The organism is Vibrio hangzhouensis (genome assembly GCF_900107935.1).
GTDB lineage: Bacteria > Pseudomonadota > Gammaproteobacteria > Enterobacterales > Vibrionaceae > Vibrio > Vibrio hangzhouensis.
Genome location: NZ_FNVG01000002.1, coordinates 83,161 through 101,435 on the forward strand (window position 1 = coordinate 83,161; position 18,275 = coordinate 101,435).

An 18,275-nucleotide genomic window follows, 5' to 3' on the forward strand; every position below is an offset into this window, starting at 1 on the left:
GGAGCAAGAGATGTTGAAATTAGTTTTAGAACCAGGTCAGTTAACCCTTGCTCAGCTTCGCCAGTTAAGTCGCTCCCCAGTGAGTCTGTCATTAAGCCCTTCTGCGATAGACGACATCGAAGCCAGCACACGCATTGTCGAACAGGTAATTGCAGAAGACCGTACCGTTTATGGCATCAACACAGGATTTGGTCTGTTGGCCAACACACGAATTGAACCTGACGATCTGGAGATTTTGCAAAAGAGTATCGTACTTTCTCACGCCGCCGGTATTGGCGAGCTGATGAGTGACGAAACCGTTCGCTTAATGATGGTGCTGAAAATCAACAGCCTGGCACGTGGCTACTCCGGTATCCGCCTCAAAGTAATTCAGGCTCTGATTGAGCTGGTGAACTCGCAAGTGTATCCATGTGTCCCTCAAAAGGGCTCTGTAGGCGCATCTGGCGATCTGGCACCGCTGGCTCACATGAGCACCATCTTACTTGGTGAGGGAGAGGCAAGACATAACGGTAAGATCATCAGTGGTCTGGAAGCACTGCAAATAGCTGGCTTAGAACCAATCACCCTGGCACCCAAAGAGGGCTTGGCACTACTTAACGGCACACAGGCGTCGACGGCCTTTGCTCTAGAAGGCTTATTTCTGGCTGAAGATCTATTTGCCTCGGCAACACTCTGTGGTGCTATGTCCGTGGAAGCCGCACTGGGAAGCCGCCGCCCGTTTGATCCGCGCATTCATCGCGTACGCGGTCATCGGGCTCAGATGGATGCGGCACTGGCCTACCGCCATCTGCTGGAAAACGGCAGTGAAATTGGTGACTCTCATCAAGGCTGTGAAAAGGTTCAGGATCCTTATTCATTGCGCTGCCAGCCTCAGGTGATGGGAGCCTGCCTCCAGCAGATCCGCAATGCTGCAGAATCCTTACAAGTCGAGGCGAATTCCGTGTCTGACAATCCTCTGGTGTTTGCCGAAGATGGCGACATCATCTCAGGGGGGAATTTCCATGCGGAGCCCGTTGCCATGGCTGCAGATGGGCTGGCGCTCGCCATCGCTGAAATAGGCAGCTTATCAGAAAGGCGAATGGCGCTACTTATCGATAGCGCACTTAGTAAATTACCGCCATTTTTGGTCGACAATGGAGGCGTCAACTCAGGTTTCATGATTGCTCAGGTGACGTCTGCGGCACTCGCCAGTGAGAACAAAACCCTTGCCCATCCGGCTTCTGTCGATAGCCTGCCCACCTCCGCCAATCAGGAAGATCATGTTTCTATGGCGACATTTGCGGCAAGAAGGCTTAAAGACATGTCCGAAAACACGCGCGGTATTCTGGCTGTCGAGTATTTAGCCGCAGCTCAGGGCCTGGATTTCAGAGCACCACTGAAGTCCTCACCTGGGGTTGAACAGGGCAAGCAAATTCTGCGTGAATCCGTGCCCTTCTATGATAAAGATCGCTACTTTGCACCGGATATCGCCAAGGCCAATGACATCATTAAACTCGCTCTTCACAATAGCTTGATGCCTGAGAACATTCTTCCAAGCTTATGATTTGTAATTGTTAATATTGAGCCAGCCTATGTGCTGGCTCTTTTATTGTCTCGTTCAAACTTTTCCATCACTAAAAACCGAACGATATGTTGACAGTCACAAGTTTAAAATGAATCTGTGTGTACATGCATCAAATTGCGTTATAACAAAGTGCTTAATAAAAGAACAATGAGGCACAAAAACATGGAAAATACGTTTAACCACCCAATGCCCAATGCAGACGGTTACTTCGGTGAATACGGTGGCAGTTTTATCCCTCCTCAACTTCAGGAGATCATGGATGAGATCAGTGCTGCTTACGATGCTTGTCGTCAGGACCCAGAATTCAAGGCGGAACTTGCGCGCCTTTATAAACATTTTGTCGGCCGCCCGAGTCCAATATTTCACGCTCAAAATCTTTCAGAAAAATATGGCGCGCCGATTTACCTCAAACGCGAAGATTTGAATCATACCGGTGCCCACAAAATCAATCACTGCCTGGGAGAAGCTCTTTTGGCCAAGAAACTCGGCAAGAAAAAGCTCATCGCTGAAACAGGGGCCGGTCAACATGGCGTCGCTCTGGCTACCGCGGCTGCTCTGGTCGGCCTTGAGTGTGACATCTATATGGGTGAAGTAGATATCGCCAAAGAACATCCGAATGTCGTTCGCATGCGCATACTCGGCGCAAACGTCATTCCTGCTACCCATGGACGAAAGACACTAAAAGAAGCGGTCGATGCGGCATTTGAAGCCTACTTAGCTGACCCGCACACTCAGTTATATGCCATTGGTTCGGTTGTCGGTCCTCACCCATTCCCTGCAATGGTGCGAGACTTCCAATCGATTATCGGCAACGAAGCACGAATCCAGTTTCAGGAAATGACCGGACAACTGCCGGATAATCTGGTTGCCTGTGTCGGTGGTGGCTCCAATGCTATGGGATTATTCAGTGCCTTTCTGGAAGACGAGTCGGTACGTATTCACGGTGTCGAGCCATCAGGTCGAGATATAGAATCCGAAGGAGAGCACGCAGCTACGCTAACCTTGGGTGAGCCGGGTGTAATGCATGGTTTTAAATCGTACATGCTCAAAGATAGTCAGGGTGAACCGCAGGAAGTCTACTCGGTAGCAAGTGGTCTGGACTATCCTTCCGTGGGACCTCAACACGCATATTTAAAAGACAGTGGCCGAGTCAACTATGGGCATATTAATGATCAAGAGGCGATAGAAGCCTTCTTCGAACTGTCGCGTCTGGAGGGAATCATTCCCGCTATTGAATCCGCTCACGCCGTCGCCTATGCCCTTAAACTGGCAAAACAGGGGGAAACGGGTTCGATTTTGCTCAACCTGTCTGGACGAGGGGACAAAGATATCGACTTTGTCGTTGAACACTTTGGTAAAGACTACGGCATCGAGTCCTTAATTTAACATCAGATAATCACTTTAACCTGCCCAAGCTCACTATGAGCCTGGACAGGTTATTGCGTCAGGCCTTCAAATAAGCCTGTACTATCACGAAACAAAAATAAATTCCGAACAATACGCACACCGAAATTTAACAGGCTAAACTTTGTATTAACCTTATGATATATTGAAGGTGTTTATATCTTGATGTTTTCGGTGATAGAAATGGATATTCGTCATCTCTCAATAGCTGCTCTTTTAACAGCACTCTTTCCGTTTACTTCTGCTGCTGGCGATTTCAAAGTGGCAGTAGGTGCGTTTTTCTCTCAGGCGGACACCTCGATTGGTGTAACGGACCCTTTTACTGGACAGCCATATGAATTGGATTTGGAGTCAGATCTTAGTTTAAAAGAACGATCAACGCTCCCTTACTTATTGATTGGCTATGACTTTAACGATCGTCACGGCGTTTTTCTCGACTGGCGCAGTCTTCATCGTGATGCCACCAACGAATTCATTTCCAAACCTTTTCAAATTCCCGGTGAAGACTACTTAGTGCAAGCGGGAGCCAGAATCGAATCCACCCTGAATATCGATATCCTCCGGATAGGGTATACCTATAAGTTCTACGACGGTGAAGATTGGGACTGGAAAGCTCAGGCGGGGTTACATGTTATGAACTTCACTGTTGGGATAGGAGGAGAACTGGGCGTAAGGAGTGAAGATAATGGCGACATCATCACTCCTATCAATAAAGAAGAGTTTACCAGCCTCACCGCGCCACTGCCCAATATTGGACTTGTTGGTGAATACTGGTTTAATGAAGACTGGCAATTACTTGGTCATGCACAAGTGTTTGCGCTCACCGTAGAAGACATTTCTGGAATGCTGCTCGACCTTGGGCTTGGATTTGAGTATCAGTTTACCCAAGACTTAGGCCTGGCTGCGACCTACAGTTACTATGAAATCAATGTGGATTACGGGTATGAGTTTGCCGATCTCGATGCCAGATTCCGCTTTTTTGGTCCCAAGCTTATGCTGTCATGTGCCTTTTAAGTTTCCGCTAATCCGCGATGAACCTAAAAAAGCCCGCCTGAATACACAGGCGGGCTTATATGACTACACCATCTCAACTTGTTCGGTCATTGCTAGTGCCACAGCTTCAGCGGCCTTGATGCCATCAATACCCGCAGACAAGATACCACCCGCATAACCGGCACCTTCACCCGCAGGGAAGAAACCTTTTAGGTTTACGCTTTGATAGTCTTTACCACGCTTGATACAAACAGGTGATGAGGTACGAGTTTCAACACCCGTCAATAGGCCGTCTGCACCTGCGAATCCTTTGATTTTCTTATCGAAAGCAGGGATGGCTTCACGAATTGCTTCAACAGCAAAATCCGGTAGTGCTTTCGACAAGTCAGTAAGCTTGATACCTGGCGTGAATGACGGTTCAACGTCACCTAACGCACTTGGATCGTTACCTTTCAGGAAATCACCAATTTTCTGTGCTGGCGCATCGTAGTTTTCGCCACCCAGAACGTACGCGTTGCTTTCTAGTTCACGCTGGAAGCGAATACCCGCTAGCGGATCACCAGGGTAATCTTGATCTGGAGAGATACCCACCACAATCGCACTGTTCGCATTACGTTCGGCACGGGAGTACTGGCTCATGCCATTGGTGACCACGCGACCTTCTTCGGAGGTTGCCGCAACTACAGTACCACCTGGACACATACAGAAACTGTACACGGTACGACCGTTCTTACAGTGATGCACCAGTTTGTAGTCCGCCGCACCGAGGATTGGGTTACCAGCGTTAGGGCCAAAGCGTGCCTCATCAATCACAGACTGTTTGTGCTCGACACGGAAGCCGACAGAGAATGGCTTGGCTTCCATGTATACGCCGCGCTCGTGCAACATCTCAAAGGTATCACGAGCACTATGGCCTACAGCCAGAACAACGTAACGAGATTTGATCTCTTCACCGTTTGACAGAGTCAGACCCGTGATTTGTCCGTCTTCCATGTGAATATCATCAACACGAGTACTAAAGCGGATCTCACCACCAAGCTCCAGGATCTTCGCACGCATTTTTTCAATCATGGTAACCAGTTTAAAGGTACCAATATGAGGCTTACTAACGTAAAGAATTTCCTCTGGCGCGCCTGCGGCCACAAACTCTTCAATGACCTTGCGGCCATAATGTTTTGGATCTTTTACCTGACTGTACAACTTGCCATCAGAAAACGTTCCAGCGCCGCCTTCACCAAACTGTACGTTAGACTCAGGATTCAGCGTACGCTTACGCCAGAAACCAAAGGTATCTTTGGTACGCTCACGAACTTCTTTGCCACGTTCAACAATAATCGGTTTAAAACCCATTTGAGCCAACACCAGGCCTGCAAATAAGCCACAGGGACCAAAGCCAATAACAACCGGACGCTCAGTCTGGTTCTCTGGTGCCTTAGCCACAAATTTATACTCCATATCTGGAGTAACCTTAACATGCGGGTCGTTGGCAAATTTCTCTAGCAGAGCAGCCTCATTCTTCACTTCCACATCCAGTGTGTAGATGAGTAGAATTCGAGTTTTTTTACGTGCATCATAGCCACGTTTAAACACGTTGAATGAAACCACTTCATCGGCAGAGATGCCTAATTTATTCAGGATTGAATGGGAAATCTCACCTTCCTCGTGATCAAGAGGAAGTTTAATTTCTGTTAAACGTATCATGGAGAGTTCTCGCGTAGTAGGTGTCTTAGCGAACCAGTCCAGGTAAAGACAAGCCGCTCACAATGGCGCGCATTTTACGTTAACTTGCTTTGTCTGTCATACTTAATTGAATTTCACAGGCGACTGTCTGCTCAAGTCATCGCAAGATGTTGAATTTTGCGTCGGGATCAGTATTATCGCCCCTCCACAAATTTGGCTAATAAGAGTTCACCACCATGGCATTTGTCGTCACCGATAACTGTATTCAATGTAAATATACCGACTGTGTAGCGGTATGCCCTGCAGACGCCTTCCACGAAGGTCCAAATTTTATGGTGATCAACCCAATCGAATGTATTGACTGCGGATTGTGTGTACCCGAGTGTGATGCTCAAGCTATTTTCCAAGAAGATGAACTTACTGACGACCAACAGGTGTTTATCGAGCTTAACTCCGAACTTTCCGAAGTTTGGCCAGTGCAAACCGAAGTGAAACCAGCGATGGATGACGCGGACAAGTGGAACGGTGTGCCGAATAAGCTGGGTATGCTTGAAAAGTAACCATGACCTATTACTAAAAGGGCGCACTTCCATCCGGAGTGCGCCCTTTTACAATTTGTAACCGGTTTAATGTTCTAACATTCGCTGTGCTGACGACGAAAATTGTCCAGTATAATGCCCGTTGCCATTGCAACATTCAGTGATTCTGCCCCACCAAATGCCGGAATCGTGATTTTATCAGTCACATATTGCTTCGCTTCGGGGCGCACGCCATGTGACTCACTGCCCATCAGCAAGATACCTTGTGCTGAAAATTGTGTTTTATGCACATTCTCACCTTCCAGAAATGCGCCATATACTGGTAACGCAGATTGTTGCAGGTAAGCTGGCAAATCGAGTAGCGTCACTTGCACGCGGCCGAAACTGCCCATTGTTGCTCTGATGGTCTTAGGATTGTATGGGTCAGCACAATCTGTACTGGCAACGATATGCTTAATGCCATACCAGTCAGCGATGCGGATTATCGTGCCCAGATTTCCCGGGTCGGACACCCCATCCAGAGCAATCATCATTCCTTTTGCTTCCGGCGCCTGAGTTTCCGGGATCTCAACAACCGCAACGGCTGCATTATTGCTCACGAGAGAACTCGCCTTAGTGAGTTCATCAAGCGAGGCCTCAATGCACTCAAAACCTTTTAATTCTTCAAGATGCTTAGTCAGAAATTCACTCGTTGCAAAAATCTGTCTGACAGACAACGAAGTATGAACCAGCTCAAGGACATTTTTCTCACCTTCGACCAAAAACAGGCCATGCGCTTTGCGCTGCTTTTTTTGTCCTAGCGCGCGAAGAAGTTTTAATTGGTTTTTTGAAATCATAGTCATACCCCAGATGAAAGCGCGGGCATTATATACTTAATTGAGAATATGATGCGAGCGCCAAAGCTTTGGAATGTATTCACCACACTTTTCCGCCGCAATTTGACGACCGTTTTACCAGAAATTCGAAACATCTCACTAGCCACAAAGCCAAACTTTCTCAAGCCATATGCTCATATGCATCAATAGCACCTGAAATCTAACATTTAAACGCCATTTGCAAACGGTTGCTATATAAAATAATCAAAAAAATAGCATTTATAATTCACAAGATAAAAATCATAAATAATTGATTAAGTTAAACAATATAAAACACACCAACAGAAAGAGTAGAAATTATCCAAATTACGACCTTGACTCTAAGGTTTACATCACCATAATACGCGCCGTTTGCCTGAAATATGGCGATACGCATCGTTTAATTTGATGAACAATTTGTGAGGTAAAAGATGTCTGCGGATAACAACTACAGTTTAGGGCCGGTCCCGAAATCGGCCAGAAAGGGAGTCGCTTCATTAACCATGGTGATGCTGGGACTGACTTTCTTCTCCGCAAGCATGTGGACAGGCGGTTCACTGGGCACTGGCCTTTCCTTTAATGATTTCTTCCTCGCTGTTCTTATTGGTAACCTCATTCTTGGTATCTACACTTCCTTCCTTGGTTACATCGGCTCCTCAACTGGTCTTTCAACTCACCTCCTGGCTCGTTTCTCTTTCGGTTCTAAAGGCTCCTGGCTTCCCTCTGTTCTTCTTGGTGGTACGCAGGTTGGATGGTTTGGTGTTGGCGTCGCCATGTTTGCTATCCCGGTGCAAAAAGCCACGGGTATCGACACCAATACTCTGATTATCGTCAGTGGTCTGCTGATGACAGCGACGGTGTACTTCGGCATCTCTGCGCTGATGGTGTTGTCTGCCATTGCAGTACCGGCCATTGCGCTGCTGGGTGGTTATTCGGTTCTAACTGCCGTAGACAGTGCTGGCGGTGTAGCAGAACTTCAGAAAATCCAGCCCGCAGAACCACTCGACTTTTCTGTAGCACTCGCCATGGTTGTCGGCTCTTTCGTCAGTGCAGGTACCCTCACAGCCGATTTTGTTCGCTTTGGCAAAAAGCCAATGGGAGCCGTAATTATTACCATGGTAGCGTTCTTTATCGGTAACTCACTCATGTTTATCTTCGGTGCCGCAGGTGCATCGGTAACAGGTCAGTCCGATATCTCTGAAGTGATGATTGCTCAGGGTCTGCTGCTCCCAGCTATCATTGTTCTGGGTTTGAATATCTGGACCACCAATGACAACGCACTGTATGCCTCTGGTCTGGGCTTCTCTAACGTAACTGGCCTGCCAAGTAAGTACCTGTCTATGGTGAATGGCTTAGTGGGCACTTTGTGTGCATTGTGGCTATACAACAACTTTGTCGGCTGGTTAACCTTCTTGTCGCTTGCAATTCCACCGATTGGTGGCGTTATCATCGCAGACTTCCTGATGAACAAGAAGCGCTATGCAAATTTTGAAACGGCAAAATTCCAAACCGTTAATTGGGCAGGTATCATTGCCGTAGGTCTGGGCGTTGCTGCAGGAAACTTCCTGCCAGGTGTTGTACCAGTCAACGCAGTACTGGGTGGCGCACTAAGCTATCTTGTATTGGACCGTCTACTTAATAACAAAGCTGCTCAGCCACAAAACGCTGAAGCTTAATAACCGGGAATATGGTGTGATGTCATCTTTGCTCATTCAGAACGCTTCTATCAATGCTAAAGATGGTCTTTACGACCTTCTGATAGAAGATGGCGTATTTACAGCGATTGAACCTGCGGGCACTCAATCTTTTTCAGCTCAACAACGTATCGACGCCACCGGTCATATGGCCACCGCGCCATTTTGCGAACCGCACATTCACCTGGACACTACCCAAACGGCCGGAGAGCCTAGCTGGAATATTTCCGGAACTCTGTTTGAGGGCATTGAACGTTGGGCTGAACGTAAAGCATTACTTTCCATTGACGATGTAAAACAGCGTGCGAAGCAAACCTTAAAATGGCAAATCGCCAATGGCGTTCAACATGTGCGTACTCACGTTGATGTTTCCGACCCGACACTGACCGCCTTGAAGGCGATGGTAGAGGTTCGTGAAGAGATGAAGCAATGGGTCGACATCCAGATTGTTGCTTTCCCTCAGGAAGGGATTCTTTCCTACCCAAATGGTAAAGAACTGTTAGAGGAAGCAGTTAAACTGGGCGCTGACGTCATTGGTGCGATTCCGCATTTTGAATTCACACGCGAATATGGGGTCGAATCGCTGCACTATATCTTTGAATTGGAGCGCAAGTACGACTGCCTGATCGATGTTCATTGTGATGAGATTGACGATGAGCAGTCTCGCTTTGTAGAGACGCTGGCTGCATTGGCACACAAATTTGAAATGGGTGAAAAAGTTACGGCAAGCCACACAACTGCAATGGGATCATACAATGGTGCCTATGCTTCTCGTCTGTTCCGTCTGCTCAAAATGTCGGGCATCAGTTTTGTCGCAAACCCGCTAGTCAATATTCACTTACAGGGTCGCTTCGACGATTACCCGAAACGCCGAGGCGTAACACGTGTGAAAGAGATGCTGGCAGCGAACATCAATGTCTGTTTTGGTCATGATGATGTGTTCGACCCATGGTATCCATTGGGAACAGCCAACATGATTCAAGTTCTGCACATGGGATTGCATGTTTGTCAGGTCATGGGCTACGACCAAATCAACCAATCTCTGGATTTGATCAGCACCAATTCAGCAAAAGCGCTCAACATTCAGGCTAAACACGGCATTGAAGTGGGTAAACCAGGTAGCTTGTTACTGCTGGCCGCTGAAAATGGCTTCGACGCAGTTCGACGCCAGGTTCCGGTTAGCTACTCGATTCGTCACGGTGCGGTCATCGCTCAAACCAAACTAGCTGAGACACACATTCACCTGGAAGCTTCAGAAACCGTAACTTTCAAACGTTAACCCCCGCAAAAGAGCAAGCGACATAAATGCTTGCTCTTTTTGTCACTATTTCACAAGAAATTCATTTAATCCGTTGACAGGTGTGGTACACTGCTACCGCTCTGGTGTTCAGAGTTATTTAAAGTAAGAGTAAAAGAGTACGAGAAGTATTGTCAGATAGTATCCTTAGCGAGCATTTGCCAGTCGTTTTTCCCATTTACAGCTTGATTAAATAAACAGAACCACAAAGCAAGATCGCCGTAAGGCAAAAATTTTTAATCTGAAAAGTAAGGGACATAACATGTCTAACACAAATACTGGCACTGTAAAATGGTTTAACGAAGAGAAAGGCTACGGCTTCATCGCTCAAGAGAACGGTCCAGACGTATTCGTTCACTTCCGCGCTATCTCTGGCGAAGGTTTCAAAACTCTAAAAGAAGGCCAAGCGGTTTCTTTTGGTGTTGAGCAAGGCCAAAAAGGTCCTCAAGCTGTTAACGTTATTCCTCAATAATAACGACAGTTACCAAATTTCAAAAGGCTTCGAGAATTCGAAGCCTTTTTTGTATCTGTCGTCTCCTCACCTTAAAACTGGTGTATCCACGTAGTTAACCGATCTCTGAATCATCTCAAGTGGCTAATACCAGGCTTCGGGAACCGGATCGTTGTAAAGAAATACGTCAGGGTTTCGCTTCAGGAACGCCGTTGCCATGTCTGCCATTCCCGTGGCACTGGCTAAGAATGTTCGTGCCTCACCCACGTTACCCCAGTGACCTATTCCATGCTTGATAAACGGGAGCTCAAGTTTGTCGTAATTTTCGTGGATGCTACGAAACGGGCTTCTATGACGATGTAACACAGTCTCTATCATCTCCTCCCCCTTCTTGATGGTGATATTTTCTGGGATGGAGTCAATTCGGTTGGGGATCCCCAGCCATTCTTCAACGCCATGGATATAGGTATTGCGAGTTAGAGGGCAACCAAGAAACATAATTTGCGCGTCCACATCGTACAACTTTCCCCACACGCCAGATCTAGGACAAGGCGATGTCGCCGTTTCTTCCCCCTCTACAAACTGCTTTGCATTGTGGCCGAGTGCCGCCACGGAGTGCGTGGGGTGAAGCGACCGTACTACCCCAGATCGTTTTCTGAACAACTCACTGAGCAGTCCTACACAAGAAGGTTCTGTTTCGGGATCGAAGAGGCCATTTTGCAAATTATGCTTATCCCAACTGTGGGTTGGCAAAAGCAATAGGCCTTCAGACATCACTTCGGACAGTGCATCCAATACCGTATCTGCACCGCCCTCCACCTGACCGATAGCTTTCATCGAAGAGTGAACAAGTAGTACGCCATCAGCGCGCACACCCAGTTTTCTCAGATCATCAATTAGCGTTTGTTTCGTTATCATCATTCTTATCGGGGTAACCACAAATATTCTCAGGATATTGACAAAAATCGCAGTAAATAACTGTTATCCGGCCATTGATTCCGGCAAATTGACACAAAATTGACCTATAAAAAAACCGGAGCATCTAAAGCTCCGGTCTGACGCTTAATGAAGTCTAACGTGATCAGAAGAAACCCAGTGGGCTAGTCGAATAACTCACTAAAAGGTTCTTGGTATTCTGATAATGGTCAAGGGCCAGTTTGTGGGTTTCACGTCCGATACCAGATTTCTTGTAGCCTCCGAACGCCGCGTGCGCCGGGTAAGCGTGATAACAGTTAACCCATACTCGTCCGGCCTGTATTTCTCGCCCCATACGATACGCAAGATTACCATTACGAGTCCAGACGCCGGCTCCCAGGCCATAGTCAGTGTCATTAGCGATTTGCAAAGCTTCCGCTTCATCTTTAAACGTCGTAATTGCGATAACCGGGCCAAAAATCTCTTCCTGGAATACTCGCATTTTGTTATTGCCCGCCAGCATTGTTGGCTGGATATAATAGCCGTTTGCCAAATCGCCCTCTTGCTGACTGCTGTCACCGCCAATGATTACCTTTGCGCCTTCCTGACGACCAATTTCAAGATAGCTCATGATCTTGTCAAACTGCTCCTGAGACGCCTGAGCTCCCACCTGAGTCGTCACGTCTAGCGGGTTACCCTGCTTAATGGTCTTCGAACGCTGTTCCAGTTTTGCCACAAATTTTTCGTAAATAGATTCCTGTACCAGAACACGGGACGGGCAAGTACACACTTCGCCCTGATTGAAGAACGCCAGCAACGTGCCTTCTATACACTTGTCGAGAAAGTCATCTTCCTGATCAAAGATGTCTTCAAAATAGACATTCGGAGACTTACCACCTAATTCGACTGTTGATGGAATCAGACTCTCTGCCGCACACTTGAGAATATGATGGCCAATCTCCGTTGAACCGGTAAACGCCAGTTTGTTAATTCGCTCGCTGGTCGCCAGTGCCTGCCCGGCTTCAGTACCATAACCATTTACCACATTGACTACACCCGGCGGGATCAAGTGTCCAATCTTCTCCATCAACAACAAAATCGAGGCTGGTGTCTGCTCTGCTGGCTTGAGGACAACACAACAACCTGCAGCTAAAGCAGGTGCCAGTTTCCATGCCGCCATCAGCATAGGAAAATTCCATGGAATGATCTGGCCCACTACGCCTACAGGCTCCGGAAAATGGTAACTGGCGGTGTTGGCGTCAATGTCTGCCGCAGTGCCTTCCTGCGCACGGATACAACCAGCAAAATAACGGAAATGATCCACCGCCAGTGGAATGTCTGCCGCCAGCGTTTCTCGCACCGGTTTACCGTTGTCCCACGTTTCGGCAATAGCAAGTTCTTCGGTATGCTGCTCTATGGTATCGGCAATTTTGAGTAGAATATTGGCACGCTCAGCAACGCTGGTTTTGCCCCATGATTCACGCACCGCATGTGCGGCATCGAGCGCTAAGTTAATATCGGCTTCATCTGAACGCGGCACCTCACAAAAGGCCTGTCCATTGATGGGGGACGTGTTTTGAAAGTATTGCCCGTTTACCGGGGCTACCCACTCTCCTCCAATGTAATTTTCATATCGGCTCTTATAGTTAACTACTGCGTTTTCTGTTCCTGGCTGAGCGTAAATCATGTCATTTCCTTTCTTTTGTTTTTCAGAATGTTGGCAGCGCCTCTCAAAGCTGGAGCACCTCCACAACTCTGTGAGACACAGTGACAAACGCAACAATTACGCCAACCCAAACAAAAGAAATGTTACCAATATGTAAATTAATGATTAATATAATATTAACCAAACTTAAGATATTAAACCCATTGTTGATGCGAAAGCGGTTAGTGTTCCGTTAAGTAGCATGTTGTCACAGTGTACTGTCACAAAATGGAACACACATGTTAGTCAATCCAACACCGCCACAAAAAGCCTGGTTAAGAGACTCCTGGAAACGCAGTATTCAGGCCGGTTTAAACAGCCGAACTCAACCGGAAGATCACCGACTCCCCCGCAATGAGGTTACTGAACGGGTAGACCAACATCAAACGCTGATTCAAGTCGTAGAGGAGCATGCTTACCCATTGTTTTGTCAAATATTCTCTCGCACCGACAGTCGGTTAATACTGGCTGATACCAAAGGCATCATTATAAAAACCTGGGGACAGAAACGGTTTCGTGAAAAGCTAACAGAAATCGCTCTGGATCAGGGCGTATACTGGGACGAGGGGCTCAAAGGCACCAATGCGATTGGCACTGCCATCGTAGAAAAGCGCCCGGTTTCCGTCATTGGTGGGGAGCACTTTATCCGACATCACCATTTCATCAGTTGCACTGCCAGTCCAATTTTTTCGCCCACGGGTGAGCTGATTGGTGTCCTTGACGTTACCAGTGAGTATCAGGCGCACAATGATGCGACTCAGGTTCTGATTCAGAACATGGTTCAGAATATCGAAAGTGAGTTACTCAACTTTATTCCCGATGCGGCGCTCAAGATAAAGCTCGGCCACGATAGTTCCGTGCTTGACAGTGGTTGGCAGGGTATCGTTGTTACCGACAAAAATGGCCAAGTGCTAGCACAAAATGCCATTGCTGCCAGCGTGCTCGCCAATCAATTGCAACCCGGAGACGCGATCGAATCGGTTTTGGATTCTCTTGCACTAAATCGGGTACGTAAAACCGAACAGTTTTACTATCAGGTGGAGTCCGTAAACCGCCACCATTCCAACAAACCCTCTCTGGCTAAGAACATGCCAGTGAAATCGGAACAACAACCCTCTTGCCCACTTCACCAAGGTGATCCTGTTGTCGAGCAAGCATGGAAACAAGCTATAACGGTCATGGACAAGCGCATTGGTCTGGTGATTTCCGGAGAGACCGGCACGGGTAAAAATGAGTTTGTCAAAGCGCTGCACAGACAAAGCGTTTTGTCTGATAACCCATTGATTTCTATAAACTGTGGAGCACTACCCAAGGATCTTATTGAAGCCGAACTCTTTGGCTATGCCCCAGGGGCCTTTACCGGAGCCAATCCAAAAGGCTTTGAAGGACGATTTCGTCAGGCGGATGGCGGGATCTTATTTCTGGATGAAATTGCCGACCTGCCACTGAGCGCCCAGTCCCGACTGCTGCATGTCTTGCAGGAGAAGGTTGTCGCTCCTATCGGCGCAACACGCAGTTATCCCGTAGATGTTTACGTGATAGTGGCTAGTCACAAGAACTTGAAAGAAATGGTGGCTCAAGGCGAGTTCCGGGAAGATCTCTGGTATCGACTGGAGGGACTCAGCATTACCTTGCCGTCAGTACGTTACCGTCAGGATTTAGAGGCCCTGATCCGTTCGATTTTCGCCCAGCACGCAAACCAACAAACACTATCTGATTCACTGCTGGAAAAGATGACGCACTATCCTTGGCCCGGTAATATCCGCGAGATTGACTCCACTTGTCGGCTCATTGCGGCGCTTTGTGACATTGATAATATTCAACTCACTGATCTTCCAGACAATATACAAGAGAAATTTTGCTCTCTCGACGGCAGGGTCACTACCTCAGTCCATGACTTACAGGCTACTTTAGAAGCGAAACTGATTCAGACCATGCAAGCAACGAACGGAAATGTCAGTCTGGCGTCGCGTCTGCTGGGTGTCAGTCGCAATACCATTTACCGCAAACTCAACAAGCTTGGTATTAAAACGACAAAACAACAAAGCTAATCCTTTCGACAAAATAGTTTTGTTAGACTTCAAGGCCAAATTATCCGTTAATGCGCACGACTCTTGAGTACCCTGCTCCACAACATTGGCTCTCAAGAAGCTGTTCGTGACCATCATGGAAGATCATCACGAGGTTTGATTTTTCAGGTTAACGCTAATTTCCAATCATCAAATCGAGCGACAATTCGACAAAGACAAGATTAGTACCAGCCTGAGCGCATGATTAAGTGAGACATGCCGTGACTAATACTTCCAAACTTGACCGTATCCGTGCCGACTACAACGTACAACACTGGAGCCAGAACTTTTTTGGCATCAATGATGACGGCGACGTGACTGTTTCTCCTCGCAAAGACGGTCAACATCAGGTTCCACTAACTCGCATTGCACAAGCACTTGAAGACAAAGGCTTAACTCTGCCTGCTTTGGTACGTTTTCCGCAAATTATCCACCAGCGAGTTCATGGTATCTGCGATGCGTTTAACCAGGCGATAAACGATTACGGATATCAAAATGAATACCTGTTGGTTTACCCAATTAAGGTGAACCAACAAAAAGACGTCGTAGAGCAAATTCTTGCTAGCCAGGCAGAAGCTGAAACTAAACAGCTCGGCCTTGAGGCGGGCAGTAAGCCCGAGCTAATGGCAGTGCTTGCGATGGCGCAGCGTGCGAGCTCTGTGATTGTTTGTAACGGCTACAAAGACAGAGAATACGTGCGTCTTGCTCTTATTGGCGAAAAACTTGGCCACAAAGTGTTCATCGTTCTGGAAAAGCTATCTGAGCTTGATACTGTCCTTAAAGAAGCGAAAGCGCTAAACGTCAAACCTCGTGTCGGTTTACGCATTCGCTTGGCATCACAAGGGGCAGGTAAATGGCAAGCAAGCGGCGGTGAAAAATCGAAATTCGGTTTGTCTGCATCTCAAGTGCTACAAGTTGTAGATAGATTGAAAGCTGAAGATCAGCTCGAAATGCTGCAACTGGTTCACTTCCATCTAGGTTCGCAGATGGCCAACATCCGCGACGTGCGTAATGGCGTGAACGAAGCTGCACGTTTCTACTGTGAGCTTCGCAAAATGTCAGTGCCTATTGCTTACTTCGATGTTGGGGGCGGTCTAGCCGTTGATTACGATGGTACACGTAGCCAATCAAGCAGTTCCATGAACTACGGCTTGGCGGAGTACGCTCGCAACATCGTAAGTACCGTAGGTGATGTGTGTGCTCTTTATGAAGAAAGCGCGCCGGTGATCATTTCTGAATCTGGTCGCTCACTCACCGCACACCACGCGGTGCTGATTACTAATGTCATCGGTACTGAAAGCTACAACGTGACCGTGGTAGATGCGCCTGCACAAGACGCACCTATGCTGCTGCAGAATATGTGGCAGAACTGGCAAAACCTGAAAGCCGGTACTAACGCACGCGCACTGATTGAGATCTACAACGATACTCAAAGTGACCTGGTCGAGGCTCAGACTCTGTTCACCTCTGGTGTCGTGGACTTGCATCAAAGAGCCTGGGTAGAGCAACTCAGCCTGAGTATTTATGGTGAGCTGCATAACCAGATGGACAATAAGAACCGGTTCCACAGACCGATTCTGGACGAGCTGAGCGAACGCCTTGCAGACAAGTTCTTTGTGAACTTTTCTTTGTTCCAGTCTATGCCTGATGCCTGGGGTATTGAACAAGTCTTCCCTGTACTGCCGCTTTCGGGTTTAGACAGTGAAGAGCAAACTCGCGCCATTATGCTGGATATTACGTGTGACTCAGATGGAACCGTCGAGCAATATGTTGATGGCCAGGGCATTGAATCTACACTGCCTGTACCAGCTTGGAACAAAGACAAGCCGTATCTGATAGGCTTCTTCCTTGTCGGTGCCTACCAGGAAATTCTGGGTGACATGCACAACTTGTTTGGTGACACTCACAGTGCTGTGGTAAACGTGACCGAAGAAGACGATTTCGAGTTTGCCGCCATCGATCTCGGTGATACAGTGGAAGACATGATGCGCTACGTACACATCGACGTCGATGCCATCAAGAACAATTACAAAGAGCTGGTCGAGCGCCACATTGACGCAGACGAACAAGCGCTGATTTTGGAAGAACTAGAATATGGCCTGACTGGCTATACCTATTTAGAGGATTTTTAAATGAATGATTTGTTTACTAAAACTGATTATTCACTGTATTCCAATGCGATGACATTTGTACGTCGTCCATACGTGAAAAATCCAGTGTCTGCTGATGCTGACGTGGTGGTTTTGGGTGTTCCTCTCGACATGGCGACCTCTGGTCGCCCTGGTGCTCGCATGGGGCCAGACGCGATTCGCCGCGCTTCGGTTAACCTAGCGTGGGAAGGAAAGAAATTTCCATGGGATTTCAACGTATTCGACAAAACTAAAGTTATCGACTCTGGCGACTTAGTTTTCGATTGTGGTGATGCCGAAGATTTTACCTATCGCTTAGAAGCCGCGACCAGTGAAATTCTAAAGAGCGGAAAAACCATGCTCGCACTTGGTGGTGACCATTTCATCACATTACCTATCTTGCGAGCCTATGCTAAACACCACGGAGAGATGGCTCTAATCCATTTTGACGCACATACTGACACCTATGCTAACGGCAGTAGCTACGACCATGGCACCATGTTCTACCATGCACCAAAAGAAGGTCTGATCTCAGCTAAACACTCGGTGCAGATTGGTATTCGTACCGAGTACAATTATGACGACCATGGCTTTAACGTCATCAATGCTATGCAGGCCAATGATCTGAGCTCAGAAGAGATCGTCAAACAGATACGCGAAACCGTCGGCGACAAACCTGTCTATATCACATTTGATATCGACTGTTTGGACCCAGCATTTGCACCTGGGACAGGTACCCCCGTATGTGGCGGTCTGAATTCCGACAAAGTACTGAAGATCATTCGAGGCCTGGCGGGGGTCAACGTAGTGGGTATGGACGTGGTTGAAGTCTCTCCCCCATACGACCAGAGCGAACTCACCGCACTAGCTGGGGCGACTATCGCGCTAGAGCTACTCTACGTGTGGGCCAGCAAGGCGGAACAAGAGTAATACTACCAAGAAGCAAGTCACCAATAGGGGCTTGCTTCTTTTACATTCCAT

The 18,275-nt window shown here is 47.6% G+C and carries 14 protein-coding genes; 10 read left to right on the forward strand and 4 right to left on the reverse strand.

All coding sequences use genetic code 11. The features are described 5' to 3' along the window. Window positions 1-10 precede the first annotated feature (10 nt). The 3 genes from hutH to C4S60_RS02220 all read left to right on the forward strand — a co-directional run bounded on the left by hutH (window position 11) and on the right by C4S60_RS02220 (window position 3,982). Entirely contained in the window at window positions 11-1,543 is a 1,533-nt protein-coding gene (gene hutH / locus C4S60_RS02210) for a histidine ammonia-lyase (RefSeq protein WP_103878695.1), read from the forward strand. 183 nt (window positions 1,544-1,726) lie between these two features. Next, window positions 1,727-2,950 (forward strand): tryptophan synthase subunit beta, encoded by a 1,224-nt coding sequence (gene trpB, locus C4S60_RS02215; RefSeq protein ID WP_103878696.1) that lies wholly within the window; start codon window positions 1,727-1,729, stop codon window positions 2,948-2,950. Between the two features lie 201 nt (window positions 2,951-3,151). Beyond that, complete coding sequence (locus C4S60_RS02220) at window positions 3,152-3,982, forward strand: hypothetical protein (protein WP_146060840.1); 831 nt, start codon at window positions 3,152-3,154, stop codon at window positions 3,980-3,982. 63 nt (window positions 3,983-4,045) lie between these two features. Here the strand turns inward: C4S60_RS02220 and C4S60_RS02225 are convergent, their stop codons facing one another. After that, entirely contained in the window at window positions 4,046-5,662 is a 1,617-nt protein-coding gene (locus tag C4S60_RS02225; protein WP_103878698.1) for an NAD(P)/FAD-dependent oxidoreductase, read from the reverse strand. Between the two features lie 215 nt (window positions 5,663-5,877). Here C4S60_RS02225 and fdxA point away from each other — a divergent pair, with 215 nt between their 5' ends. Next, window positions 5,878-6,201 carry a ferredoxin FdxA gene (gene fdxA, locus C4S60_RS02230; RefSeq protein ID WP_103878699.1) on the forward strand — a complete coding sequence of 108 codons (324 nt, stop codon included), beginning with the start codon at window positions 5,878-5,880 and terminating at the stop codon, window positions 6,199-6,201. A 74-nt stretch (window positions 6,202-6,275) separates the two neighbouring features. On the opposite strand, the gene C4S60_RS02235 is transcribed toward fdxA, so the two are convergent. Further along, window positions 6,276-7,016, reverse strand: coding sequence for an RNA methyltransferase (locus tag C4S60_RS02235; protein ID WP_103878700.1), 741 nt, complete (start codon window positions 7,014-7,016; stop codon window positions 6,276-6,278). 449 nt (window positions 7,017-7,465) lie between these two features. On the opposite strand from C4S60_RS02235, the gene codB reads away from it, so the two are divergent. The 3 genes from codB (at window position 7,466) to C4S60_RS02250 (ending at window position 10,497) form a co-directional block, all read left to right on the forward strand. Beyond that, on the forward strand, window positions 7,466-8,710 hold the full coding sequence (gene codB / locus C4S60_RS02240; protein WP_103878701.1) for a cytosine permease: 1,245 nt from the start codon (window positions 7,466-7,468) through the stop codon (window positions 8,708-8,710). A gap of 19 nt (window positions 8,711-8,729) precedes the next feature. Then, window positions 8,730-10,007, forward strand: coding sequence for a cytosine deaminase (locus C4S60_RS02245; RefSeq protein WP_103878702.1), 1,278 nt, complete (start codon window positions 8,730-8,732; stop codon window positions 10,005-10,007). A 280-nt stretch (window positions 10,008-10,287) separates the two neighbouring features. Next, complete coding sequence (locus C4S60_RS02250; protein WP_006069145.1) at window positions 10,288-10,497, forward strand: cold-shock protein; 210 nt, start codon at window positions 10,288-10,290, stop codon at window positions 10,495-10,497. 123 nt (window positions 10,498-10,620) lie between these two features. Here the strand turns inward: C4S60_RS02250 and C4S60_RS02255 are convergent, their stop codons facing one another. Together C4S60_RS02255 and exaC are read right to left on the reverse strand one after the other, a co-directional pair. Further along, window positions 10,621-11,397, reverse strand: coding sequence for an AAC(3) family N-acetyltransferase (locus C4S60_RS02255; RefSeq protein ID WP_103878703.1), 777 nt, complete (start codon window positions 11,395-11,397; stop codon window positions 10,621-10,623). A 160-nt stretch (window positions 11,398-11,557) separates the two neighbouring features. Beyond that, window positions 11,558-13,078, reverse strand: a complete 1,521-nt coding sequence (gene exaC / locus C4S60_RS02260) for an acetaldehyde dehydrogenase ExaC (protein ID WP_103878704.1) — start codon at window positions 13,076-13,078, stop codon at window positions 11,558-11,560. Between the two features lie 257 nt (window positions 13,079-13,335). Between exaC and C4S60_RS02265 the strand changes: the two genes are divergently transcribed. From C4S60_RS02265 to speB, 3 genes are all read left to right on the forward strand, one after another. Further along, window positions 13,336-15,147, forward strand: coding sequence for a sigma-54-dependent Fis family transcriptional regulator (locus C4S60_RS02265; protein WP_103878705.1), 1,812 nt, complete (start codon window positions 13,336-13,338; stop codon window positions 15,145-15,147). Window positions 15,148-15,386: 239 nt separating this feature from the next. Beyond that, window positions 15,387-17,297, forward strand: a complete 1,911-nt coding sequence (speA, locus tag C4S60_RS02270; protein ID WP_103878706.1) for an arginine decarboxylase — start codon at window positions 15,387-15,389, stop codon at window positions 17,295-17,297. Further along, entirely contained in the window at window positions 17,298-18,224 is a 927-nt protein-coding gene (gene speB, locus C4S60_RS02275) for an agmatinase (RefSeq protein ID WP_103878707.1), read from the forward strand. Window positions 18,225-18,275 lie beyond the last annotated feature (51 nt).